The sequence below is a fragment of the Microbacterium martis genome, from assembly GCF_047246685.1.
In the GTDB taxonomy this organism is placed as follows: domain Bacteria; phylum Actinomycetota; class Actinomycetes; order Actinomycetales; family Microbacteriaceae; genus Microbacterium.
The window spans coordinates 1,315,980-1,337,660 of sequence record NZ_JBFOKT010000001.1; the positions used below are offsets into that span (position 1 = coordinate 1,315,980).

21 protein-coding genes are annotated in these 21,681 nt (G+C 69.3%); 11 read left to right on the forward strand and 10 right to left on the reverse strand.

Translation table 11 applies throughout. The features are described 5' to 3' along the window. Positions 1-19: 19 nt before the first annotated feature. Positions 20-2,164, reverse strand: a complete 2,145-nt coding sequence (locus AB3M90_RS06335) for a DNA gyrase/topoisomerase IV subunit B (RefSeq protein ID WP_412950706.1) — start codon at positions 2,162-2,164, stop codon at positions 20-22. A gap of 180 nt (positions 2,165-2,344) precedes the next feature. Here AB3M90_RS06335 and AB3M90_RS06340 point away from each other — a divergent pair, with 180 nt between their 5' ends. After that, positions 2,345-2,563 carry a DUF7455 domain-containing protein gene (locus AB3M90_RS06340; RefSeq protein WP_412950708.1) on the forward strand — a complete coding sequence of 73 codons (219 nt, stop codon included), beginning with the start codon at positions 2,345-2,347 and terminating at the stop codon, positions 2,561-2,563. A gap of 84 nt (positions 2,564-2,647) precedes the next feature. On the opposite strand, the gene AB3M90_RS06345 is transcribed toward AB3M90_RS06340, so the two are convergent. Both AB3M90_RS06345 and AB3M90_RS06350 read right to left on the reverse strand, forming a co-directional pair. Next, positions 2,648-3,688, reverse strand: a complete 1,041-nt coding sequence (locus AB3M90_RS06345; RefSeq protein ID WP_412950710.1) for an alanine racemase — start codon at positions 3,686-3,688, stop codon at positions 2,648-2,650. Further along, the gene (locus tag AB3M90_RS06350; protein ID WP_412950711.1) at positions 3,685-4,389 is read right to left on the reverse strand and encodes an alanine racemase; all 705 of its coding nucleotides are present in this window, start codon (positions 4,387-4,389) and stop codon (positions 3,685-3,687) included. The genes AB3M90_RS06345 and AB3M90_RS06350 overlap by 4 nt, the downstream gene beginning before the upstream one ends. Before the next feature lie 80 nt (positions 4,390-4,469). Here AB3M90_RS06350 and AB3M90_RS06355 point away from each other — a divergent pair, with 80 nt between their 5' ends. Continuing rightward, complete coding sequence (locus AB3M90_RS06355) at positions 4,470-5,486, forward strand: sugar-transfer associated ATP-grasp domain-containing protein (protein WP_412950713.1); 1,017 nt, start codon at positions 4,470-4,472, stop codon at positions 5,484-5,486. Positions 5,487-5,586: 100 nt separating this feature from the next. On the opposite strand, the gene AB3M90_RS06360 is transcribed toward AB3M90_RS06355, so the two are convergent. The 3 genes from AB3M90_RS06360 to AB3M90_RS06370 all read right to left on the reverse strand — a co-directional run bounded on the left by AB3M90_RS06360 (position 5,587) and on the right by AB3M90_RS06370 (position 8,634). Then, the gene (locus tag AB3M90_RS06360) at positions 5,587-6,279 is read right to left on the reverse strand and encodes a coenzyme F420-0:L-glutamate ligase (protein ID WP_412950715.1); all 693 of its coding nucleotides are present in this window, start codon (positions 6,277-6,279) and stop codon (positions 5,587-5,589) included. Then, positions 6,279-7,562: an RNA polymerase sigma factor gene (locus AB3M90_RS06365; protein ID WP_412951239.1), complete on the reverse strand. Its 1,284-nt coding sequence runs from the start codon at positions 7,560-7,562 to the stop codon at positions 6,279-6,281. Before AB3M90_RS06365 ends, AB3M90_RS06360 begins: the two co-directional genes overlap by 1 nt. A 130-nt stretch (positions 7,563-7,692) precedes the next feature. Further along, complete coding sequence (locus AB3M90_RS06370; protein ID WP_412950717.1) at positions 7,693-8,634, reverse strand: proteasome assembly chaperone family protein; 942 nt, start codon at positions 8,632-8,634, stop codon at positions 7,693-7,695. Between the two features lie 113 nt (positions 8,635-8,747). Here AB3M90_RS06370 and AB3M90_RS06375 point away from each other — a divergent pair, with 113 nt between their 5' ends. The 3 genes from AB3M90_RS06375 (at position 8,748) to sucB (ending at position 13,527) form a co-directional block, all read left to right on the forward strand. Beyond that, positions 8,748-10,232 carry a leucyl aminopeptidase gene (locus AB3M90_RS06375; protein ID WP_412950718.1) on the forward strand — a complete coding sequence of 495 codons (1,485 nt, stop codon included), beginning with the start codon at positions 8,748-8,750 and terminating at the stop codon, positions 10,230-10,232. Between the two features lie 3 nt (positions 10,233-10,235). Continuing rightward, the gene (gene lpdA / locus AB3M90_RS06380) at positions 10,236-11,609 is read left to right on the forward strand and encodes a dihydrolipoyl dehydrogenase (RefSeq protein WP_412950719.1); all 1,374 of its coding nucleotides are present in this window, start codon (positions 10,236-10,238) and stop codon (positions 11,607-11,609) included. Positions 11,610-11,676: 67 nt separating this feature from the next. After that, entirely contained in the window at positions 11,677-13,527 is a 1,851-nt protein-coding gene (sucB, locus tag AB3M90_RS06385; protein WP_412950721.1) for a 2-oxoglutarate dehydrogenase, E2 component, dihydrolipoamide succinyltransferase, read from the forward strand. Between the two features lie 10 nt (positions 13,528-13,537). On the opposite strand, the gene AB3M90_RS06390 is transcribed toward sucB, so the two are convergent. Next, the gene (locus tag AB3M90_RS06390; protein WP_412950723.1) at positions 13,538-14,998 is read right to left on the reverse strand and encodes a hypothetical protein; all 1,461 of its coding nucleotides are present in this window, start codon (positions 14,996-14,998) and stop codon (positions 13,538-13,540) included. 162 nt (positions 14,999-15,160) lie between these two features. Between AB3M90_RS06390 and AB3M90_RS06395 the strand changes: the two genes are divergently transcribed. Continuing rightward, positions 15,161-15,871, forward strand: a complete 711-nt coding sequence (locus AB3M90_RS06395) for a DUF4191 family protein (protein WP_412950724.1) — start codon at positions 15,161-15,163, stop codon at positions 15,869-15,871. Positions 15,872-15,931: 60 nt separating this feature from the next. On the opposite strand, the gene AB3M90_RS06400 is transcribed toward AB3M90_RS06395, so the two are convergent. Further along, positions 15,932-17,119 carry a RimK family alpha-L-glutamate ligase gene (locus AB3M90_RS06400; RefSeq protein WP_412950726.1) on the reverse strand — a complete coding sequence of 396 codons (1,188 nt, stop codon included), beginning with the start codon at positions 17,117-17,119 and terminating at the stop codon, positions 15,932-15,934. 27 nt (positions 17,120-17,146) lie between these two features. On the opposite strand from AB3M90_RS06400, the gene AB3M90_RS06405 reads away from it, so the two are divergent. Next, entirely contained in the window at positions 17,147-17,626 is a 480-nt protein-coding gene (locus AB3M90_RS06405) for an ATP-dependent zinc protease family protein (RefSeq protein WP_412950728.1), read from the forward strand. A 27-nt stretch (positions 17,627-17,653) separates the two neighbouring features. Here the strand turns inward: AB3M90_RS06405 and AB3M90_RS06410 are convergent, their stop codons facing one another. Then, a complete protein-coding gene (locus AB3M90_RS06410; RefSeq protein WP_412950729.1) occupies positions 17,654-18,049 on the reverse strand; it encodes an RDD family protein in 396 nt (131 codons plus the stop codon). A 121-nt stretch (positions 18,050-18,170) separates the two neighbouring features. On the opposite strand from AB3M90_RS06410, the gene glnA reads away from it, so the two are divergent. Continuing rightward, the gene (gene glnA, locus AB3M90_RS06415; RefSeq protein WP_412950730.1) at positions 18,171-19,595 is read left to right on the forward strand and encodes a type I glutamate--ammonia ligase; all 1,425 of its coding nucleotides are present in this window, start codon (positions 18,171-18,173) and stop codon (positions 19,593-19,595) included. Positions 19,596-19,736: 141 nt separating this feature from the next. Then, on the forward strand, positions 19,737-20,078 hold the full coding sequence (locus tag AB3M90_RS06420) for a hypothetical protein (RefSeq protein WP_412950731.1): 342 nt from the start codon (positions 19,737-19,739) through the stop codon (positions 20,076-20,078). 10 nt (positions 20,079-20,088) lie between these two features. Here the strand turns inward: AB3M90_RS06420 and AB3M90_RS06425 are convergent, their stop codons facing one another. Beyond that, positions 20,089-20,778: a Type 1 glutamine amidotransferase-like domain-containing protein gene (locus AB3M90_RS06425; RefSeq protein WP_412950732.1), complete on the reverse strand. Its 690-nt coding sequence runs from the start codon at positions 20,776-20,778 to the stop codon at positions 20,089-20,091. A 179-nt stretch (positions 20,779-20,957) separates the two neighbouring features. Between AB3M90_RS06425 and AB3M90_RS06430 the strand changes: the two genes are divergently transcribed. Both AB3M90_RS06430 and AB3M90_RS06435 read left to right on the forward strand, forming a co-directional pair. Then, complete coding sequence (locus AB3M90_RS06430; RefSeq protein ID WP_412950733.1) at positions 20,958-21,446, forward strand: pyridoxamine 5'-phosphate oxidase family protein; 489 nt, start codon at positions 20,958-20,960, stop codon at positions 21,444-21,446. A 4-nt stretch (positions 21,447-21,450) separates the two neighbouring features. Beyond that, on the forward strand, positions 21,451-21,609 hold the full coding sequence (locus AB3M90_RS06435) for a hypothetical protein (RefSeq protein ID WP_412950734.1): 159 nt from the start codon (positions 21,451-21,453) through the stop codon (positions 21,607-21,609). The last annotated feature ends 72 nt before the right edge of the window (positions 21,610-21,681 follow it).

Below are 21,681 nucleotides of genomic sequence, written 5' to 3' on the forward strand. Positions count from 1 at the left end.
AGAGCCGAGCGCGGGACGGTCAGGCGTCGATGGCCTCGCGCGACAGCTGTCCGGAGGAGTCGATGATGAACTCCCGGCGCGGAGCCACCTCGTTGCCCATGAGCAGCTCGAACACGCGTCCGGCCGCCTCCGCGTCCTCCATCCGCACCCGCCGCAGCAGTCGGCCCGAGCGATCCATGGTGGTGTTCGCCAGCTGCTCGGCATCCATCTCACCCAGGCCCTTGTAGCGCTGGATCGGCTCGTGCCACCGCTTGCCGGCCTTGCGCAGCTTCGCCAGAAGCGCGTGCATCTCCTGTTCGCTGTAGGTGTAGATGGTCTCGTTGGGCTTCGAACCGGGGTTCATCACGATGATGCGATGCAGCGGCGGGACCGCGGCGAACACGCGGCCGTTCTCGATCAGCGGACGCATGTAGCGGAAGAAGAGCGTGAGCAGGAGCGTGCGGATGTGCGCACCGTCGACATCGGCGTCGCTCATCAGGATGACCTTGCCGTAGCGGGCGGCGTCGATGTCGAACGTGCGACCGGATCCCGCCCCGATCACCTGGATGATCGACGCGCACTCGGCGTTCGAGAGCATGTCGCTGATCGACGCCTTCTGCACGTTCAGGATCTTGCCGCGGATGGGCAGCAGCGCCTGGAACTCGCTGTTGCGCGCGTTCTTCGCCGTGCCCAGCGCCGAGTCGCCCTCGACGATGAAGAGCTCGCTGCGCTCGACGTCATTGGTGCGGCAGTCGACGAGCTTCGTCGGCAGGGTCGACGACTCGAGGGCGTTCTTGCGACGCTGCGTCTCCTTGTGGGCGCGCGCCGACACGCGTGCCTTCATCTCCGAGACGATCTTGTCGAGCAGCTGGGCGGTCTGGCTCTTGTCGTCGCGCTTCGTCGAGGCGAACCGCGACGTGAGGTCCTTGCGCAGCACCTGCGCCACGATCTGCCGCACGGCGGGCGTGCCGAGGACCTCCTTGGTCTGCCCCTCGAACTGCGGCTCCGGGACGTTGACCGTCAGCACGGCCGTGAGGCCCGCGAGCACGTCGTCCTTCTCGAGCTTGTCGTTCCCGACCTTCAGCCGACGGGCGTTCTGCTCGACCTGCGATCTCAGCGCCTTCAGCAGCTCCTGCTCGAAGCCCTGCTGATGCGTGCCGCCCTTGGGCGTCGCGATGATGTTCACGAACGACCGCACGGTCGTGTCGTAGCCCGTTCCCCAACGCAGGGCGATGTCGACCGCGCAGGTGCGCTCGACCTCGGTGGCGACCATGTGCCCATCGGCCTGCAGGACCGGCACGGTCTCGCGGAAGGTTCCCTCGCCCTGGATGCGCCAGTTGTCGGTCACCGGCGGGTCCGTCGCGAGATAGTCGACGAACTCCGAGATCCCGCCCTCGTAGCGGTACGAGACCTCGTTCGACGCCTCGTCGACCGAGGCGGACAGCAGGCCCTCGGCCACGGCGGCGACGTCGGCGGGACCGGAGCCGCTCTTCGCCCGGTCGTCGCGCACCACGATCTCGAGCCCGGGCACCAGGAACGCCGTCTGACGGGCGCGGGTCTCGAGGTCGCCGAGCTGGAAGGCTGCGTCCTTGGTGAAGATCTGGCGGTCCGCCCAGTAGCGGATCCGGGTGCCGGTCGCCCCGCGCGGAGCCTTCCCGACCACGCGCAGCTCGCTGTCGTCCTCGAACGGGGTGAAGGGCGCGTCCGGCCGCTTCTCCCCCGCATCCTGGAAGATCCCCGGCTCGCCGCGGTGGAACGACATCGCGTAGGTCTTGCCCCCGCGGTCGACCTCGACGTCCAGCCGCTCCGACAATGCGTTCACCACCGACGCGCCGACGCCGTGCAGTCCACCGGACGCGGCGTACGACCCGCCGCCGAACTTTCCTCCGGCGTGCAGTTTCGTGAAGACGACCTCGACGCCGGTGAGGCCGGTGCGCGGCTCGACATCGACGGGGATGCCGCGCCCCCGGTCATGCACCTCGACGCTGCCGTCGTCGTGCAGGATGATGTCGATCTTGTCGCCGTTGCCCGCGACGGCTTCGTCGACGGCGTTGTCGATGATCTCCCACAGGCAGTGCATGAGCCCGGGCGATCCGTTCGAGCCGATGTACATGCCGGGGCGCTTGCGGACGGCCTCGAGCCCTTCGAGCACCTGGAGATGATGGGCGGAATACTCGGCGGTCACAATCTCCGATTCTATTGCGGGGCCGGTCCGGGAGCCGTCAGACACTCCCCGGGCGAGGTCAGCTCGCGCCGGAGACGTACGCGCTGAGCGAAACACGCCGCGATCCGGGCATCACCCCAGGTGCAGCGTGGTTGTATTGAGCACGACCCAAGCGAGGCCGACACCCGAGGAGGCACCGAGATGAATGCAACGACTGAACGCGAGGCTTCCGCCGTCGAGTTCCGCCTGACCGCGATGGATCGCTGCGATTCCTGCGGCGCACAGGCGTACATCGCCGCAGAGGTCAACGGATCCGAGCTCCTGTTCTGCGCGCACCACGGACGCAAGTACGAGGAGAAGCTCCGCAGCATCGCGACCAGCTGGCACGACGAGAGCGCCCGCCTCGTCGACGCCCCCTGATCCGACCCGACTCACGGCTCCGGCCGGAACCCGACTCCGGGACTGCGCATCGGCGCGGGCCCGGAGTCTTCTTCGTTCCGCGCCTCAGTCGACGATCACGCGCCGGACGCGCGGGCTGAGCCGGGTGAGGATCTCCTCCCCGACGGTGTCGATGCGCTCCGCGAGCGTGGTGGCGCTCACCTCGCCGGACCGCCCGTCGCCGAAGATCGTCACCTCGTCCCCCGGACGCATACCGGACCACCCCTCGACGATCGACGTCGTCTCTCCGATCGCGCGGAGCCGCCGTGCCCCGGCGGGGGTGCCGACGGAAGCGTCTCGGAGTGTGGACGGAAGTCCGTCGAAGCTGCCGACGCCGACCACCGCGTCTCCGCCGACGACCTCCGACACCACTGCGCACAGAGAGGCCACGGGACGGATGCCGTCGAGTTCGGGTCCGTCCGCCGAACGGATGCCGTAGCAGAACGCCCCGATCCGAGAGACCGACCCGCGGAGTTCGGGCCGCCACCACGACGCCGCGGATGCCGTCAGGTGCAGCACGTCGGGCGAGACTCCCGCCTCCCCGGCGACGCGCACCGCGTCGAGGAAGACCAGACGGGAGGCGTCGTCGTCCGCGTCGCTCGCCTCCGCGATGTGACTCCAGACGCCGGCGAGGGTGAGGTGCCCCCGCACCTCCGCCTCTCGCACCTCGGCGATCGCCGCCGCCCACTCGTCGGGCAGGATGCCGTTGCGATGCAGCCCGGTGTCGATCTTGAGGTGCACGCGGGCACGACGACCGAGGATCTCGGCGCGGGCGATGACCCGGCGCAGGTAGTCGGCCGTGCCGACGCCCAGGTCGAGGTCGTGGGCGAGCGCCTCGTCGATCTCGTCGTCGGTCGAGGTGGCCCAGGCGAGGATCCGCGCATCGCCGCCGACGATCCGGCGCACCCGTACGCCTCCGCGGACGTCGTAGCTGCCGAACCACGAGACACCCGCCTCGACGGCCGTCTCGACCGCCCAGCCGAGCCCGTGCCCGTAGGCGTCGTCCTTGAGCACCAGCATGAGCGCGGATGGGGCGATCCGCGCCCGGACGGCCGCGATGTTCGTCCGGAAGGCATTGCTGCTGATCCTCAGCTCCGGGCGGTTCACGCCTCCCACCCCCGAACGGCGTGCGCTCCGGCGACGGCGACGAGCTCCGCCACGGTCATCCCGGTGACGGAGGCCCACCAGGCCAGGGCCGGCGCCGCCGGACCGGTGCCTCCGAAGAAGATCGCATCCGCACCGGGAGCGACGACGCGTGCGCCGAGGTCGACCACGCAGACGTCCATCGCGACGCGTCCGATGATCGGCCGGGCCACGCCGTCGACCTCGACGTGCGCCCGGTTGCCGAGCGCCCTGACCACACCCTGCGCGTATCCTCCGGTCACGAGGGCCACCGTCGTGTCCGCGCTCACGCGGTGGGTGTAGCCGTAGGAGACGGCGTCGCCGGCCCGAAGCCGCTTCGTCGACATCACGCGACCGACGAGTCGCATGACGGGACGGGTGGCCGGCACGCCGTCCCCGTCGGGCAGTCCGTACAGCAGGCGGGGATCGATGTCGGCGTGACCGGCGGTGGCGCCGACGATCCCCTCGAGCGCCAGCGCGTCGATCTCGCCCGCGGAGTCGACGAGCACGCGATCCGCACCGGCTGCGACGACCGCGTGCGCGACGGCGAGCAGTCCGTGTCCCCAGGCGTCGCGTCGGAGGTCGGCGGTGCGTCCGCCCGCCTGCACGGCTGCGGTGGCGGCTGCCGCGAGTGCGGAGCGGGAGATCAGGGCGCGCGGCAGGGCGCTGGAGGTCGTCTCGCACACGTCCCCAGCCTAGCTTCCGGCTCCCCGGACGATCAGCGAGCGGCCCGTAGACTGATCGGGTCCCCTACCCCCGGAGCCCCATGTCTCGTCTCTCACTCGCGCCCCGCATCCGCTATCTGATGGGACGTGCCCGTCGGATCGACATCGGATCGGTGGTGGAGCGCGCGAAGGAGGCGTCGGAGCAGCATCACAAGGCCGTGCCGGCCGTGATCGCCGACATGCTGTGGTCGGCGGCGAGGCACAACGTCGGATTCCAGGACTACATCGACTACGACTTCGCCATGCTCAGCCGGGCCGAGCGCGAGACGTACATGACGCACCCGGTATCGAATCAGCTCTCGCAGCGCTATGACCACCCGGACTACCGGTGGATCTTCCAGGACAAGATCGAGTTCAACCGCCACTTCGCCGACCACCTGCATCGGGAGTGGCTCGTCGTCGACGAGACCAATGCGGATGCCGTGCGCACGCTCACCGAGCGCCTCGGAACCATCGTCACGAAGGAGCCCGTCGGGCAGGCCGGGACGGGCGTGCACCGCTACCACGCATCGGACGTCGAGGACTGGACGGCATTCCATCGCGGTCTGCTCGATCGCGGCGAGCTGCTGATCGAAGAGGTCATCCGTCAGCACGACGATCTCGCCGCCGTGTGCCCCGGCACGGTGAACACCACCCGCGTCACCGCCTTCTTCGACGGAGAGAAGGCGCACATCCTGGCGATGGCGCAGAAGTTCGGCCGCGGCGCGGTGAGCGACCAGATGACCTTCGGCGGCTTCTACACGATGCTCGACGAGAACGGGCATGCGGTCGGCGCCGGATACGACTCGCACGGGCACGTGCACCGGAACCACCCCGACTCGGGCTTCCCGATCGCCGACTTCCAGCTGCCGTTCATGGACGAGGTGCGCGCCTTCGTCGACCGAGTGGCGCGCGTCGTCCCGCAGGTGCAGTACGTCGGTTGGGACATCGTCGTGTCGCCCGAGGGCCCGGTGCTCGTGGAGGGCAACTGGGGCGCCGGCGTCTACGAGAACAAGCCCAGCGTCACCGGCATCCGCACCGGGCACAAGCCGCGGTATCGCGAGATCATCGGCTTCTGACCCTCGGCCCCTGGGTCCCCGAGCCCGCCCTGGGTCCCTGAGCCTGTCGAAGAGTCCTGGGTCCCTGAGCCCGCCCTGGGTCCCTGAGCCTGTCGAAGGGTCAGACCGCGCGAACGATCCCCAACGGCGTCGACTCGAGCCCCTGACCGAGCGGGTTGTCGCCGAGGATCCTCACCAGACGGCGCTCCCCCTCCTTGTCGAGGGTCGAGCCGAGGATGTTGCCGCCGAGGTCGTTGATGTCGACCACTGCGACCTCCAGCGAGCCGCCGAGGATCGACTTCAGATGGGCGGCCACCCCGCGCGGATCCTTCGGACCGAGCACGACCGCCTCGTTGTAGGGAGGGATCGTGTGCTTGGTCGGCCCGTCGATCGCACGCGCCTTGTCACCGGCGATGCGGTAGAAGTCGCCCTTGCGCCCGAAGGCCTTCGTCACGGCCGCGACCGCAGCCGCCAGCAGGATGCGCGGCGTGCCGCACTCGCGCAGGGCCATCTCCATCGTCTCGGGCATGCCCAGGCCGATGCCGTACGGCGTGCGCGTGACGTACTTCGACAGGAAGAGGGCCAGTCGGCGCGGACGGATCTCGTCGAGGCGGTACGACCGGCCCTGCGTGATCGCGACGATCTTCTCGGTCACGAACAGCAGATCGCCGGGGCGCACCGCCTCTTTCGCGTACTCCGTGATGACGGCGTCGAGGTCGTCGTCCGGCATGACGACGCGTGTGCGCAGGGGGATGCGCGCATAGCTCTTCCCGTCGACGCTCGTCTCGAGCGCCTTGCCCTCGTTCGCCTGCATCACTCGAGGTAGTCCCGCAGCGACTGCGAGCGACTCGGGTGGCGCAGCTTGGCCATCGTCTTCGACTCGATCTGACGGATGCGCTCCCGCGTCACCCCGAACGTGTCGCCGATCTGGTCGAGCGTCTTGGGCTGACCGTCGCCGAGCCCGAAGCGCATGCGGATCACGCCCGCCTCGCGCTCCGACAGGGAATCGAGCAGCTGCTCGAGCTGGCGCTGCAGCATGGTGAAGCCCACCGCGTCGGCCGGGACGACCGCCTCGGTGTCCTCGATCAGGTCGCCGAACTCGCTGTCGCCGTCTTCGCCGAGCGGAGTGTGCAGCGAGATCGGCTCACGGCCGTACTTCTGCACCTCGACGACCTTCTCGGGCGTCATGTCGAGCTCACGGCTGAGCTCCTCGGGCGTGGGCTCGCGGCCGAGGTCCTGCAGCATCTGCCGCTGCACGCGGGCGAGCTTGTTGATGACCTCGACCATGTGCACGGGGATTCGGATCGTGCGCGCCTGGTCGGCCATCGCGCGGGTGATCGCCTGGCGGATCCACCACGTCGCGTAGGTCGAGAACTTGAAGCCCTTGGTGTAATCGAACTTCTCGACGGCGCGGATGAGACCCAGGTTGCCCTCCTGGATCAGGTCGAGGAACTGCATTCCGCGGCCCGTGTAGCGCTTGGCCAGCGAGACCACGAGGCGGAGGTTCGCGCCGAGCAGGTGGCTCTTGGCCCGCTGCCCGTCGCGGGCGACCCACTGCAGGTCGAGACCCAGCTGGCTGGTCTTCTCTGCGGCCGACATGGCCGAGAGCTTCTCCTCGGCGAAGAGTCCGGCTTCGATGCGCATCGCGAGCTCGACCTCTTCGGCCGCGTTCAGCAGCGCGACCTTTCCGATCTGCTTGAGGTAGTCCTTGACCGGGTCGGCCGTGGCACCGGTGATCTGCGTCGAGTAGACGGGCACGTCCTCGTCGTCGTTCGACGAGATGACGATCGCGCCGGTCGGCAGCGGCTCGGTGAACGCCGGCTTGGAGTCGTCCTCCTCGTCCTCGCCCTCCTCGGCGGCCGCAGCCGCAGGAGACTCGTCCTCATCGACGACGTCATCCGACTTCTTCTTCTTCACCGGTGCGCGCTTCGCAGCCGCACGCTTCGCAGCGCTCAGCGGCGCCGGCTTCTCGGCAGCGTCGACCTCGATGTCGACCTCGTCGACGGTGATCTCGTCGGCCTTCTTCGTCCGGGTCTTCTTCGTCGTGGCAGGAGTCACGTTTCGCCTTTCACGGGGCTGGGGGCCGCCCCGGGACATTTCGGACACTAGTAAGACCCTTGTCAAGTGCGGTGTTCGAAAACACTGATTGACAACGGGTCGGACTCCTAGTATCGCACACGTGCGGCGATGCGGATGCATTCCGCCGGGGATGGCAGGCCGGACGCGCTCAGCCGCGGCCCGGCTTGTCGTCGTCGCCCGAGGGCCGGGAGGCGAGATAGCGCTCCAGCTCGGCCGCCAGCTCGTCGGCGCTGGGCAGATCGCGCTCGTTGAAACCGCCCTCGTCGTACGACTCGTCGTCGGGATTGCGACCGGCCATGTACGCGTCGTAGCGACGCTCCAGGTTGTGCACCATCTGCTGCAACTCGTCGTTGCCGGCCACCTGCTCGTCGACGCGGGCGAGATAGTCCTCGCGTCGCTCCTGCACGGTGTCGAGCAGCAGGACGAGCCCGGTCGCCGACATGAGCTTGTCCGCGGCGGCGATGACGGCATCCGGATTCTCGGTCTCGGCCAGGTAGTGCGGCACCAGCAGCACGAAACCGACGGCGCGGTGGCCGCTCTCGACGAAACGGAACTCGAGAAGGTGGCCCGCGGTCGCGGGCACCTGCGTGCGCGGCCGCCACACCGAATGGGCGACGGCCAGATCGCGGCGGTTCCCGCTGACCGTGGTGCCGATCGGCCGCGTGTGCGGGACCGGCATCGCGATCGAGTGCACCCAGTTGAGGCCCACGACCTCGAACTCGGCAGCGAGGTCGAGCACCGTCTCCGCGAACGCGTTCCAGGCGAAGTCCGGCTCGTAGCCGGCCAGCAGCAGGAACGGCTGGCCGAGGGCGTCGGTCGCGAGGGAGAGCTCGAGCCGCGCCGGGCGGAACTCGGTGAGATGATCCTGATCGAAGGAGATGATCGGACGGCGCGCGCGATAGTCGAGGAGCAGATCGTTCTCGAACACCGCGATCGGACGGGGCGACGCCGTCTCGCGGAGATGCTCGATCAGGCCCGCCACCGCGCTGCCGGCATCGGTGAAGCCGGTGAGGAGCACCACCAGGGGCAATCCGCGCGGCACCGTCGGCGCGTTCGCGACACGTTCGTGGATCTCACCGGAGAAGGGCATGCCTCCATGCTACGAGCAGCGCCGGATGCGGGGGCTGGCGACGTCATGCTGAGAGCGAACACGCGCGGGGCGGCCGGGCGCCCGCCCGGATCCGGGCTCCTAGGATGGGAGGCATGACGCTTCCCGTGCTCTCGCACACCACCGTTCAGTTCCCCGGAAGCGCTGCAGACGCCGCAGTGCTCGTCGTCCCCGACATCTCCGCGGCGGCGGACCCGCTGGAGGCGTATCCCGGACTGGCCGAGACCCTCTCGGCCGTCGGTTTCACCGGTTCACCGTCGTCCTACCTCCGGATTCACGCTCCCGACGTCACCTCGCTGCCCTTCGCGGTCGTCGGAGTCGGCGCCACGCCGAACGCCGCCGCTGTGCGCAACGCGGTGGGCACGGCACTGCGCTCTCTGACCGGGTTCGACCGGGTCGCCGTCGGCCTCGCCGCCGGTCTCGAGGGCTACGCGGAGGCCGCCGCCGAAGGCGCCGTGCTCGGTGGCTACCGGTTCGACACGTACCGCTCCGACAAGGGGAAGACGCGAGCGACCGCCGTCACGCTGCACGCCGACATCGACGACGCGGCGCTGGACCGCGCGAAGGCCGCCGGCGAGGCCGTGGCACTGATCAAGGACCTCGTCAACGTCCCGGCCGAATGGCAGAGCCCGGCGCAGCTCGCGCAGAGCGCCGCCGACAGCGTCGCCGACCTCGACGTGGCCGTCGAGATCCTCGACGAGAACGCCCTGGCCGAACAGGGCTTCGGGGGCATCCTCGGCGTCGCGCAGGGGTCCGACCGGCCGCCGCGCCTCGTGCGCCTCGACTACTCGCCCGCCGACGCCGCCCGCCACATCGCGATCGTCGGCAAGGGCATCACCTTCGACACCGGCGGTCTCTCGCTCAAGCCCGCCGCGTCGATGGTCGGCATGAAGTTCGACATGGCGGGGGCCGCCACCGGCCTCGCCGCGATCCGCGCGATCGCCATGCTCGGCCTCCCGGTCCACGTGACCGCCTGGCTCTGCATCACCGACAACATGCCGTCCGGACGCGCTCTGCGGCCCGGTGACGTGGTGCGCATCCTCGACGGCACGACGGTCGAGGTCCTCAACACGGATGCCGAGGGCCGCCTGGTGCTGGCCGACGGGCTCGTCGCCGCCAGCCGGGAGAACCCCGACGTGGTGATCGACGTCGCCACGCTGACCGGCGCGATCGTCGCCGCCCTCGGGCATCGCCACACCGGGGTCTTCGGCGATGACGACACGGTCGCCGAGATCCTCGCCGCCGCAGGCGACGCCGATGAGCTCGTCTGGCACATGCCTCTGCCGGCGTACATGGAGGAGTCCCTCGAGTCGCCCATCGCCGACCTGCAGAACGTCAACATGAGCGACCGCATGGGCGGGGCGTCCTACGCCGGACTCTTCCTCCGTCGGTTCGTCGGCCGCACCTCCGACGACGAGGACGCGCCGCGCATCCCGTGGGTGCACCTCGACATCGCGGGGTCCGGCGAACACGGGGGCGCGCCGTACGGATTCACCGAGAAGGGCCCCACGGGGGCGATGGTCAGAACGCTCATCGCCTTCGCCGCAGCATCCGCGGCAGCATCCCACAAGGAGGCATGACACATGGCAGATCACAGCTTCGACGTCGTCGTCCTCGGCGGTGGCAGCGGCGGCTACGCCGCCGCGCTCCGTGCGAGCGAGCTCGGCAAGTCGGTGGCCCTCATCGAGAAGGACAAGGTCGGCGGCACCTGCCTGCATCGCGGCTGCATCCCGACGAAGGCTCTCCTGCATGCGGCGGAGGTCGCGGAGAACGTGCGCGACGCGGCATCGGTCGGAGTCGAGGCCACGCTCGTCGGCATCGATCCGGCCGGAGTGCGGGACTACCGCGAGGGCATCGTCGCCAAGAAGTACAAGGGACTCGAGGGCCTGGTCAAGGCACGCGGCATCACGACGGTCGTCGGGCACGGACGCCTGAACCCCGACCGCAGCGTGAGCGTCGGAGACGACGTCTACGTCGGGGCCGATGTGGTGCTCGCGACCGGTTCGTACAGCCGGTCGCTCCCCGGACTCGACATCGGCGGGCGCATCCTCACGAGCGAGCAGGCGCTGGCCCTCGACGAGATCCCCGGCACGGTGCTGGTCCTCGGAGGAGGCGTGATCGGCGTGGAATTCGCGAGCGTGTGGCGATCCTTCGGCGCCGAGGTGACCATCATCGAGGCCCTGCCCCACCTGGTCCCGAACGAAGACGTCACCATGAGCAAGGGCCTCGAGCGTGCGTTCCGCCGCCGCGGCATCCGGTACTCGCTCGGCGTGCGCTTCCAGAGCGCCACGCAGAACGACGATTCGGTGACGGTGACGCTCGAGGACGGCACGGAGTTCACCGCCGACTACCTGCTCGTCGCGGTCGGACGCGGACCGGTGACCGCCGACCTCGGGTACGAGGAGGCGGGCGTGGCGCTCGATCGCGGCTTCGTGGTCGTCGACTCCGACCTGCGCACCGGAGCGCCCGGCGTCTGGGCCGTCGGCGACATCGTTCCCGGACTGCAGCTGGCGCACCGCGGATTCCAGCAGGGCATCGCCGTCGCGGAGCGGATCGCGGGCCTCTCGCCGGTGACGGTGCCCGACTCGCAGATCCCGAAGGTCACGTATTCGAGCCCGGAGGTGGCATCTGTCGGAGTGACGGAGGATGCAGCGATCACCGAGCACGGTGCCGACGCGGTCGTCGCCTACGAGTACAACCTCGCCGGCAACGGCAAGAGCGAGATCATCGGGACCGGCGGATCGGTGAAGGTCGTACGGCTGAAGGACGGACCGGTCGTCGGCGTGCACCTCATCGGCGACCGGGTCGGCGAGCTGATCACCGAGGGGCAGCTCGCCGTCGCATGGGAGGCCCACCCCGAGGACATCGCTCCCCTCATCCACGCGCATCCGACGCAGAGCGAAGCGCTCGGCGAGGCCTTCCTCGCGCTGGCCGGGAAGCCGCTGCACGCCCTCTGAGCACCAACCGGTGCCCGAGTCACTAAGCTAGACACGCGTCATACAACTTGTTGAAGGAGACTCAGTCATGAGCACATCCGTCGTCCTCCCCGCTCTCGGCGAGAGCGTCACCGAGGGTACGGTCACCCGCTGGCTCAAGCAGGTGGGCGACACCGTTCAGGCGGATGAGGGCCTGCTCGAGATCTCGACCGACAAGGTCGACACCGAGATCCCTTCGCCGGTCACCGGCGTGATCGAGGAGATCCTCGTGGCCGAGGACGAGACCGTCGAGGTCGGCGCCCTCCTCGCGCGCATCGGCGACGGCAGCGCCGCCGCCCCGTCGCAGGATGCCCCCGCCGCCGAAGAGGCAGCCCCGGCGGAGTCGGCCCCGGCCGAGGCGCCCGCCGAGCAGCAGAACACATCGGCGCCCGCCGAGGAGGCGCCCGCCCCCCAGGCCTCGACCGAGCAGGACGCGAGCTCGCAGGCAGCCGCCGCGGATGCCGCGCCGTCCGGCGACGCCAAGGACATCGTGCTCCCCGAGCTCGGCGAGAGCGTCACGGAAGGCACCGTGACGCGCTGGCTGAAGCAGGTCGGTGACAGCGTCGAGGTCGACGAGGCGCTGCTCGAGATCTCCACCGACAAGGTCGACACCGAGATTCCCTCGCCCGTCGCGGGTGTGCTGCAGGAGATCCTGGCCGCCGAAGACGAGACCGTCGCCGTCGGCGCCGTTCTCGCCCGGGTCGGTTCCGGCGCGGCACCTGCCGCCGACGCGGCTCCGGCCGCGACGCCGACCGCCGCCGAGGCTCCGGGTGCTGCGGCGTCGGTCTCCGAGACGCCCGTCGAGCAGCCCGCCGAGCGGCCGGAGGCCGAGACCCCGGTCGCCGCTCCCGCTGAGGCGGCCCCGGAAGAGGCCACCGGCGGTGCCGCGCAGGCGGCCGCGCCGAAGCCGGCTCCCGCCGCTGCCGAGTCGACCACCGGATCCGCTTCCGAATCGGCCGCGCCGAAGCTCAGTCTGCCCACCGAGAGCGACAACCTGTACGTCACTCCGCTCGTGCGTCGGCTCGCCGCCCAGCAGGGCGTCGACCTCGCGTCGGTCACCGGCACCGGCGTCGGCGGTCGCATCCGTAAGGAAGACGTGCTGAAGGCCGCCGAGTCCGCTGCCACGCCCGCCCCTGCCGCAGACGCAGCCGGCGCCCCGGCACCGGCGCCGCTCGAGGTGTCGCCGCTCCGAGGGACCACGCAGCCGATGTCGCGCCTGCGCAAGGTCCTCGCGAAGCGTGCGGTCGAGTCGATGCAGCAGACGGCTCAGCTGACGACGGTCGTCGAGGTCGATGTCACGGCCCTCGCCGACTACCGCGACAGCGTGAAGGCCTCGTTCCTCGAGAAGACCGGCGACAAGCTGTCCTTCCTGCCCTTCTTCGCACTCGCGGCCGCCGAAGCTCTGCAGGCGTTCCCGATCGTCAACGCGACCGTCGACGGCGACCAGATCGTCTACCCGGCATCGGAGAACGTCTCGATCGCCGTCGACACCGAGCGCGGCCTGCTGACTCCCGTGCTCCGTGATGCGGCGTCGAAGAACATCGCGCAGATCGCTCACGAGATCGCAGACCTCGCCGCACGTACGCGCGACAACAAGCTGAAGCCGGACGAGCTCGCCGGCGGCACGTTCACGCTGACCAACACCGGTTCGCGAGGCGCCCTGTTCGATACGCCTGTCGTCTTCCTCCCTCAGTCGGCGATCCTGGGCACGGGCACGGTCGTCAAGCGCCCGGGTCTGGTCAAGGTCGGAGGGACCGACGCGATCGCCGTGCGCTCGTACGTCTACCTCGCGCTGTCGTACGACCACCGCATCATCGACGGTGCCGACGCCGCACGATTCCTGGGCGCCGTCAAGGCGCGCCTCGAGTCGGCGCAGTTCGCCGCTCAGCTCGGCGCCTGACGACATATCCTCACCCTGGCTGGTCCGCGACGCCGTAGACGTCGCGGACCAGCCATTTCTCGTTCAGACGCGCCAGCACCAGCATCTGCTCGGTCATCGCCGGCGCTCGGTCGTCACCCGGGGCCGGTCCGCCGATGTCGCCCGATGATCCGAGCCGGATCACCGCGACGTCGCCATACTCATCCACGAGCTCCGTCGTCGGGAAGCGATCCGCGGGCAGGCTGACCGATGCGACGACGCCGGTGGCCCCGGGTGCCACCGCATCGGCGCAGATCTGATCGCCCGCATCCCGACACTCGGCTATGCGCGCGAGAAGCGCCGTCACGGCCGCCTCGGGGCTCCCGGCGGAGGGATCTTCCGTCGCGCGAGTCACGGCGGACGAGCTCTCCGGTGACGGGGGCGCGGCGCCCGGGTCGGACGACGATGCCGGCGACTCGAGGTCGGCCGCGCCACCCGCCCGCGCCGCCGATTCCCCGGACTCCCCGGTCGGCCACACCAGCCCCCCGACGAGGACGACGACGGCTGCGCCCCCGGCCACGATCAGCGCGGGGCGCCTCCGTCCGGGTGCGGATCGATCGTGCGCGGCCCGTACCGGCGACCGGTTCGAACGCGTTCCTCGGACCCGGCTCTCCTTCCAGACGCGAAGTGCGTCGACGGCGGCCATGATCGGCGATCCGATCGAGGAGAGGCGCGGCCGAACGCGGCTCTTCCGCCGCGACAGCGCGCGGCGCGTGGTCGGGCGATCGGCGCGCGTCGGCCGGACCAGCCGCTCCTTCGGATCGCGGACGCGGGCGATGTCGCACGCCCGCTCCGGTGCGAAGGTATCGCGTGTGAGCGGTCGCGGTGCGGCGATGGCGAGGAGTTCCCCCTCCCACTGGTTCAGAAGCGGCCGGGGAACACGGGGGTGCGGCAGAGCCGCGAGGAGTCCCTGACGCACCGTGGAGAGCACGCGCAGCGATCCCTTGTCGCGGCAGCCGCCGATCAGTCGCTCGATGATCTGCGCCGCGTCATCGCGGGCGTCGTGCCCATCGCCGATGACGAGGGTGGGGCGGCCGCCGTCGGTCAGCCACCACACCCCCGTGCGCACCCCGTCGGCGTCCGCCCCCAGTTCGTCGAGCCCTCGCAGAAGGCTCACGACGAGCGTGCTGCACTCCCCCGCCGGCAGCGGAGCGCCCGCCGCCGAGCGGCGGGCCAGGTACCCCAGCACCTGCTCCGTGCACCACGGCAGGAGTGCATCGTGCCCGTCGACCCGACGGATGACATCGACGGGACCCGCAACGTGTTCCGCTCCGGCGAAGCGCCACCCCGCCCACCCCGCGAGAGCGGACGCGTCGACCCGCACGGCCACCGCTTCCCCCTGCGTGACCAGAGCACCCGCGAAGGGGCCTTCCGTCGGGTCGAGCACGCGGACCACCCGATGAGCACCCGGGAGGAGCACCTCGGAACGATCCATCGTCTCGACGTCTGTCATGCCCTCATCCCATCGCGTCGAGCACCCTCGCGGCAGCGATCCGAGGCAGTGTGGACGGATCGCCGCAGTACGCGTGGTTGTGGAGGCGCAGTGCAGCCCTCGTCGCTCCGCTGGGCGCGAACTCATCATCACGGCATCCGTCGACTCGGTAGGCTGGTAGTCATGGCGAAGCGTGCTCCTGAACCCGAGAAGCGTCCTGGGTTCATCTCCCAGATCAAGTCCCTCTTCCGGTTCACCCGTGAGGCATACGCCTGGTTGCCGTGGGCGCAGGTCGGGATCCTGCTGATCGGAATCCTCCTCGGCCTCATCGCCGGCTACCTCATCCCGCCGTTCCAGGTGTGGACCCTCATCCTCTGGGGCATCACCGGGCTCATGCTCGGTGTGCTGGGAGCGCTGTTCCTCATGACGCGCCTGTCGACCTCGGCGATGTACACGAAGATCGACGGCATGCCCGGCGCGACCGGCCACGTGCTGAGCACGAGCCTCGGGCGCCGGTGGCAGGCGTCGGAGACCCCCGTCGGCATCAACCCGAAGACCCAGGAAGCCGTCTACCGGACGGTGGGTCGCGGCGGCATCGTGGTGGTGGGCGAAGGCGCGCGCGGTCGGCTCACGCGTCTCGTCAACGAAGAGCGGAGCAAAGCCCAGCGCGTGGCCCACGGCGTGCCCGTCACCGTTCTCTACGTCGGCCACGGCGACGACGAGGTCGCCATCGCCGACCTCGCCAAGACCATCAAGAAGCTGCCCAAGGCGATCGACAAGACGACCATGGCCGCGGTCATCCGTCGGATCGAATCCGTCTCGCAGTCGCTCTCGTCCCTCCCGATCCCGAAGGGCATCGACCCGACGAAGGTCCGCGCGCAGCGTCCGCGCTGAGTCCGGCATCCGCGCGTCGTCGGAGCGCGGCCGTCCCGTCCGGGGCGGCCGCGCTCTCGTTCATTCCGAGAGGGGCTGCCGAGGCAGGCGGCGCACCTTGGCGCGGCGCCGTCGGCGCTCGGGCACCATCGACCGCATCTCCTCGAGCTTGCCGAAGCAGAACAGACGGTCGTCGGCTTCGAGCACCACGTGCTTGCGGGGGTTCGGGATCACGCTGACGCCACGATGCAGCGTCAAGACGGTGATGTCGCGCTCCCAGAGGCCCGCCTCCCCCAGGGTCTTGCCGACCAGATCGGCGGCTCCGTGCACCATCAGCTCGGCGACGCCGTAGCCCGTCGAGACCGTGAGGCGCTGGCGCACGTCGATCTCGGGGAAGGCCACCTGACCGGCGATGTAGTCGATGATCGCACCCGCGACATCGAGCTTCGTGGCCGTCTCGATGCCCTGCAGGCCGGGCGACGAGTTGACCTCCATCACGAGCGGGCCGTCCTCCCCCTCCAGCATGTCGACGCCGGCGACGCGCAGACCCATGATCTGGGCGGAGCGGACGGCGGCGCGCTCGTAGACCGGATCGAGCTCGATGGCGGCGACGGACCCGCCGCGATGCACATTGGAGCGGAACTCGTCGCCGGCGGCGGAGCGCCGCATCGCGGCGACGACCCGATCCCCCACCACGAGCGCTCGGATATCGCGCCCCCGGCTCTCGGAGATGAACTTCTGGATGAGCACGTTCTGCTTCGTCGAGTGCAACGTCTCGATGATCGCCTCGGCCACCTTCACCTGCGGCGCGAGGATCACGCCGATCCCCTGCGTCCCCTCGAGCAGTTTGATGACCACGGGCGCGCCGCCGACGCGTTCGATCGCCGGTCGCACATCGGCCCGATTGCGCACGAACGCCGTGGGGGGCATCGCGATGTTGTGGCGCGAGAGGATCTGGTTCGCGCGCAGCTTGTCCCTGGCGCTCGAGATGCCGTTCGCGGTGTTCGGCGTGTAGACGTCCATCTGCTCGAACTGCCGCACCACCGCGGTGCCGAAGTACGTGATCGAGTTGCCGATGCGCGGGAGGATCGCGTCGTAGTCGCTGAGCTGACGACCGCGGTAGTGCAGGTCGGGCTCATCCGACGTGAGGTCGATCGCGAAGCGCAGCGTGTTGAGCACCTTGACGTTGTGTCCGCGCTGAAGCGCCGCTGCACGCAGTCGTTGAGTGGAGTACGCCTGTGGCGCACGGGAGAGCACTGCGATCTTCACGGGGGATTTCCTGCCAGGATGTATTAGGTGAGTAGGTCTCCCCATTCAAACACCCTCACGGGGTGGCGAGAGTGGGTGACCCTTCCCGATCTCGGAGTCGACTGGATCAAGGCGAAGATCGACACGGGTGCCCGCACCTCGTCGCTGCATGCGTTCGACGTGACGGAGTTCGAGCGCGAGGGCGAGGCGTGGGTGCGCTTCCGGGTGAACCCCTGGCAGGACACGCACGAAGACGCCGTCGTCGTCGAGACCCCCGTCCATGACCGCCGCGCTGTGCGCAGCTCGTCCGGTCACGCCCAGGAGCGTCTGGTCGTGAAGCTCCTCATCCGTCTCGTCGATCGCGAGGTGTTCGCCGAGGTGACGCTCAGCAATCGAGACGAGATGGGCTTCCGGATGCTGATCGGACGCGAGGCCCTGCGCCACGGCTACATCGTCGACCCGGCACGGTCCTTCCTCGGCGGTCGGGCCCCTCGCGAGGCGCGGCGCCGCAACCGCGGGCGCGCCTGAGCCGCATCGGCCGACGGGCCGACCCGCTCAGGCGCGGATGAGCACCGTGCCGGCCGCCTTGTCGTGCAGGCCGCGCTGGTCGGCGTCCCAGATCACCGCGGGGATCACCAGGATCAGCAGCACCGTGCGCACCAGCGGGCGCCAGAGCCCCACCCAGGCGCCGTCGAGCCGCACGACGCGCATGCCGAGGATGCGGTGGCCCGGACTCCCGCCCGCGGTCGGGATGAACAGGATCTGGACCACCGCGAAGACGGCCATCGTGGCGAGGGAGTCGTACTCGAAGAAGGCGATGGAGATGATCACGGCCGCCACCCAGTCGATGGCGAGGGCGCCGATGCGGCGCCCCGGTCGGCCGATGCTCCCCGGGCCCGATTCCGGGAAACCGAGTCGTTCGCCGGGGTAGGTGTTCACAGCATCCGTCACCGTCCCAGCCTAGGCGACCCCTGTAACATGCCCGAAACAAAGCGGACACCCCGGGGAAACGCCCCGGCCGTACTGTGCACAATGGCCCCGAAGCCATCGATCCGCGTTACAGGAGTCGTACATGTTCAAAGATTCGTCCGAGGTGCTGACCTACATCAAGGAGAACGACGTCAAATTCCTTGACATCCGTTTCACCGATCTCCCCGGTGTGCAGCAGCACTTCAACATTCCCGCCGCGACGGTGGACGAGGCCTTCTTCACCGAGGGACAGCTCTTCGACGGCTCCTCGATCCGCGGTTTCGCGAGCATCCACGAATCGGACATGCAGCTGATCCCCGACGTGACGACGGCGTACATCGATCCGTTCCGCGAGGCCACCACCCTCGTGATGATCTTCGACATCTACAACCCGCGCACCGGCGAGATCTACTCGAAGGACCCGCGCCAGGTCGCCAAGAAGGCCGAGAAGTACCTCGCCTCGACGGGCATCGCCGACACCGCGTTCTTCGCCCCCGAGGCCGAGTTCTACATCTTCGACGACGTGCGCTACTCGGTCACCGCCGGCGAGAGCTTCTACAAGGTCGACTCCGAAGAGGCCGCATGGAACACGGGCCGTGAGGAGGAGGGCGGCAATCTCGCCAACAAGACCCCGTACAAGGGCGGCTACTTCCCCGTCAGCCCGGTCGACAAGACGGCCGACCTGCGCGACGACATCACGCTCAAGCTGATCGACGCCGGCTTCATCCTCGAGCGCTCGCACCACGAGGTGGGCACCGCCGGCCAGCAGGAGATCAACTACCGCTTCGACACCATGGTGCACGCGGCCGACGACATCCTGAAGTTCAAGTACATCGTCAAGAACACCGCCAACGAGTGGGGCAAGGTCGCGACCTTCATGCCGAAGCCGCTCTACGGCGACAACGGCTCGGGCATGCACACCCACCAGTCCCTGTGGAACGACGGCAAGCCGCTGTTCTTCGACGAGGCAGGGTACGGCCAGCTCAGCGACATCGCACGCTGGTACATCGGCGGCATCCTGGCGCACGCGCCGGCGCTGCTCGCCTTCACCAACCCGACCCTGAACAGCTACCACCGTCTGGTGAAGGGCTTCGAGGCCCCGGTCAACCTGGTGTACTCGGCGGGCAACCGCTCCGCCGCCATCCGCATCCCGATCACGGGCTCCAACCCCAAGGCCAAGCGCATCGAGTTCCGCGCGCCCGACGCCTCGGGCAACCCGTACCTCGCCTTCGCCGCTCAGCTCATGGCCGGTCTCGACGGCATCAAGAACCGCATCGAGCCCCACGAGCCCGTCGACAAGGACCTCTACGAGCTCCCGCCCGAGGAGGCGAAGGGCATCCCGCAGGTGCCGAACTCCCTGCTCGACTCGCTCGACGCGCTCGCAGCCGACCACCAGTTCCTCCTCGAGGGCGGCGTGTTCACGAAGGAGCTCATCGAGACCTGGATCTCGTACAAGTACGAGAACGAGATCCTGCCGATGGCGCAGCGTCCGCACCCGTTCGAGTACGAGCTGTACTTCGGAGTCTGATCTTCCGCAGGCGCCCGAACCCCTCCGCAACCGCGCGACATCGCCGGATGCGGAGGGGTTCTCCCGTCTCCGGGCGCGAACGCGCTACCCTGTGTCTCATTCCGCACCGGGGAGAGCGCGGGCGACCAGGAAGGGCGCGCCATGACGTCGCAGACATCGCCGTCGGGATTCGCCGTCTGGTCTCTCGTGCTCGGATGCCTGTCGCTCGCCGTGATCGGCGTCGGCCTCATCTGGTCGTCGATGACTCCCGGCCTCGCGGGTCTGCCGATCGGCTTCGGGGCGGCTCTGACCACCCTGCCGATCGCGGTCATCGGGCTCATCGTCGCCGCGCTCGCACATCGTCGGGGGGCCCGGCCGCGATGGATGATGATCGTCGGGATCGTCATCGACTCGCTCGCGCTGCTGCCGACCCTGTTCATCCTGGCCGGCATTCTCGCCCTCCAGATCTCGCTGTGGAGCGGTTCTCACTTGCTCTACGGCTAGGGACGCCCGCTCACTCCTTCGAGGACGAGTCCCGCGGTTCGAGACCGAAGGCGAGCCAGTCGCCTTCCGAGACGACCCGTGCCCGACCGTCGACGACGGCGATCGCCGTCTGGTCGTCGATGGCATAGGCGGGGCCGCCGATGCTCTCGGCCCACCGCCGAGCGTTCTCGCCGGTGTTCTCGTCCCACCCCGGGTAGTCGAGATGCGGGAAGACGGAGAAGTCCACCAGTCCGAGCGTGCCGTCGTCGCCGTCGGGTCTCCACTCCAGGAACTCCCGGCCTACGCGAGGCGTGAGCACCATGCTTCCGGCGCTCACCCCGACCCAGACGGTCCGGGAGAGCTCGGGGATCAGGTCCACGAACCCCGACTCCCGCATCCAGTGCGCGAGGTAGACGGCTTCGCCGCCGTCGACGAGGAGGACGTCGGCATCGAGCACCCAGTCCCGCCACCGTGACGTGTCGATGCTGGGTAGGGCGGTGAGCTCCAGGAGTCCCACGGATGCCCATCCCAGGTCGACGAGATCGGAGCCGGTGCCGGCGGCGGACCTCCACGCGGAGCGCGGCGAGCACATCGGATGGCCCCACTGCGCTGTGGGGATGAACAGCGCGTCGCACTCCTCGATCGGCTTGTCGAGCATCTGCTGCAGCTCGCGGTGGATGGAGGCGTTCGTGACGCCTCCCGACGTCAGCAGCAGCTTCACACCGGACCCCTCTCCCGCCTGTCGACCCGTACAGACCTATCACGCGGTCGGTGCCCGCACCAGAGCCTGTGCGTCGGTTCCGGGCTATCGCGCCGCACGACCGACCGCAAGCCCCTCCTCGCCCGCGGTGCCTCGACGCATCATGGGACGGAACCGACCGTGCACGAAAGGGCGACCCCATGTCCGACACCTCCCCCGTCCAGCGCGTCGCAGAGCTCGTCAAGGAGTTCCGCTTCGCCATGTTCACCACCCGCAACGCCGATGATCGACTCGTCTCGCATCCGCTGACGGTGCAGGAGGCCGAGTTCGACGGCGACCTGTGGTTCCTCGTCTCGAAGAGCGCGTCGCTCGTCGCCGACATCCGGCAGGACGAACGCGTCGGCATCTCGCTCAGCTCCGACGATTCCTGGGTCTCGCTGTCCGGCCGCGCCGAGCTGGTCGAGGACCGGGCCAAGATCGACGAGTTGTGGAGCTCGACGGTGGAGGCGTGGTTCCCCGAGGGTCCCGACGACCCCGACGTCGGACTCCTCAGGTTCACCGCCGAGACCGCGGAGTACTGGGACAGCCCTGGCGGAAGGATCGCGTCGCTGTTCAGCTTCGTCAAGTCCAAGCTCACCGGGGAGCAGTACGACGCCGAGAACGAGACGGTCGACCTCACCGGTCGGTGACCTCATGTGGACCGTTCTGGTGATCCTCCTCGTCGCATGGGCGGCGCTCTCGGTCGTGGGCTTCGTGATCGACGGTCTGGTCTGGCTCGCGATCATCGGCATCGCCCTGTTCGTCGCCACCCTCGCCTTCGGGGTCCTGCGGCACAGGAACCCGAAGGCGTGACGCTTCCGGAGTCTTCGCGCGTGTCCGACGGACAGCACCCGGCGATGCGGGATGATCGACGGGTGAGTCCGA

Excerpts from the sequence above, each read along its gene's own strand:
- AB3M90_RS06340 (WP_412950708.1), top strand. The coding sequence starts at position 2,345 with ATGAATGCAACGACTGAACGCGAGGCTTCCGCCGTCGAGTTCCGCCTG.
- AB3M90_RS06355 (WP_412950713.1), top strand. The coding sequence starts at position 4,470 with ATGTCTCGTCTCTCACTCGCGCCCCGCATCCGCTATCTGATGGGACGT.
- AB3M90_RS06360 (WP_412950715.1), bottom strand. The coding sequence starts at position 6,279 with ATGCAGGCGAACGAGGGCAAGGCGCTCGAGACGAGCGTCGACGGGAAG.
- AB3M90_RS06365 (WP_412951239.1), bottom strand. The coding sequence starts at position 7,562 with ATGTCCCGGGGCGGCCCCCAGCCCCGTGAAAGGCGAAACGTGACTCCT.
- AB3M90_RS06370 (WP_412950717.1), bottom strand. The coding sequence starts at position 8,634 with ATGCCCTTCTCCGGTGAGATCCACGAACGTGTCGCGAACGCGCCGACG.
- AB3M90_RS06375 (WP_412950718.1), top strand. The coding sequence starts at position 8,748 with ATGACGCTTCCCGTGCTCTCGCACACCACCGTTCAGTTCCCCGGAAGC.
- lpdA (WP_412950719.1), top strand. The coding sequence starts at position 10,236 with ATGGCAGATCACAGCTTCGACGTCGTCGTCCTCGGCGGTGGCAGCGGC.
- sucB (WP_412950721.1), top strand. The coding sequence starts at position 11,677 with ATGAGCACATCCGTCGTCCTCCCCGCTCTCGGCGAGAGCGTCACCGAG.
- AB3M90_RS06390 (WP_412950723.1), bottom strand. The coding sequence starts at position 14,998 with ATGACAGACGTCGAGACGATGGATCGTTCCGAGGTGCTCCTCCCGGGT.
- AB3M90_RS06395 (WP_412950724.1), top strand. The coding sequence starts at position 15,161 with ATGGCGAAGCGTGCTCCTGAACCCGAGAAGCGTCCTGGGTTCATCTCC.
- glnA (WP_412950730.1), top strand. The coding sequence starts at position 18,171 with ATGTTCAAAGATTCGTCCGAGGTGCTGACCTACATCAAGGAGAACGAC.
- AB3M90_RS06420 (WP_412950731.1), top strand. The coding sequence starts at position 19,737 with ATGACGTCGCAGACATCGCCGTCGGGATTCGCCGTCTGGTCTCTCGTG.
- AB3M90_RS06430 (WP_412950733.1), top strand. The coding sequence starts at position 20,958 with ATGTCCGACACCTCCCCCGTCCAGCGCGTCGCAGAGCTCGTCAAGGAG.
- AB3M90_RS06435 (WP_412950734.1), top strand. The coding sequence starts at position 21,451 with ATGTGGACCGTTCTGGTGATCCTCCTCGTCGCATGGGCGGCGCTCTCG.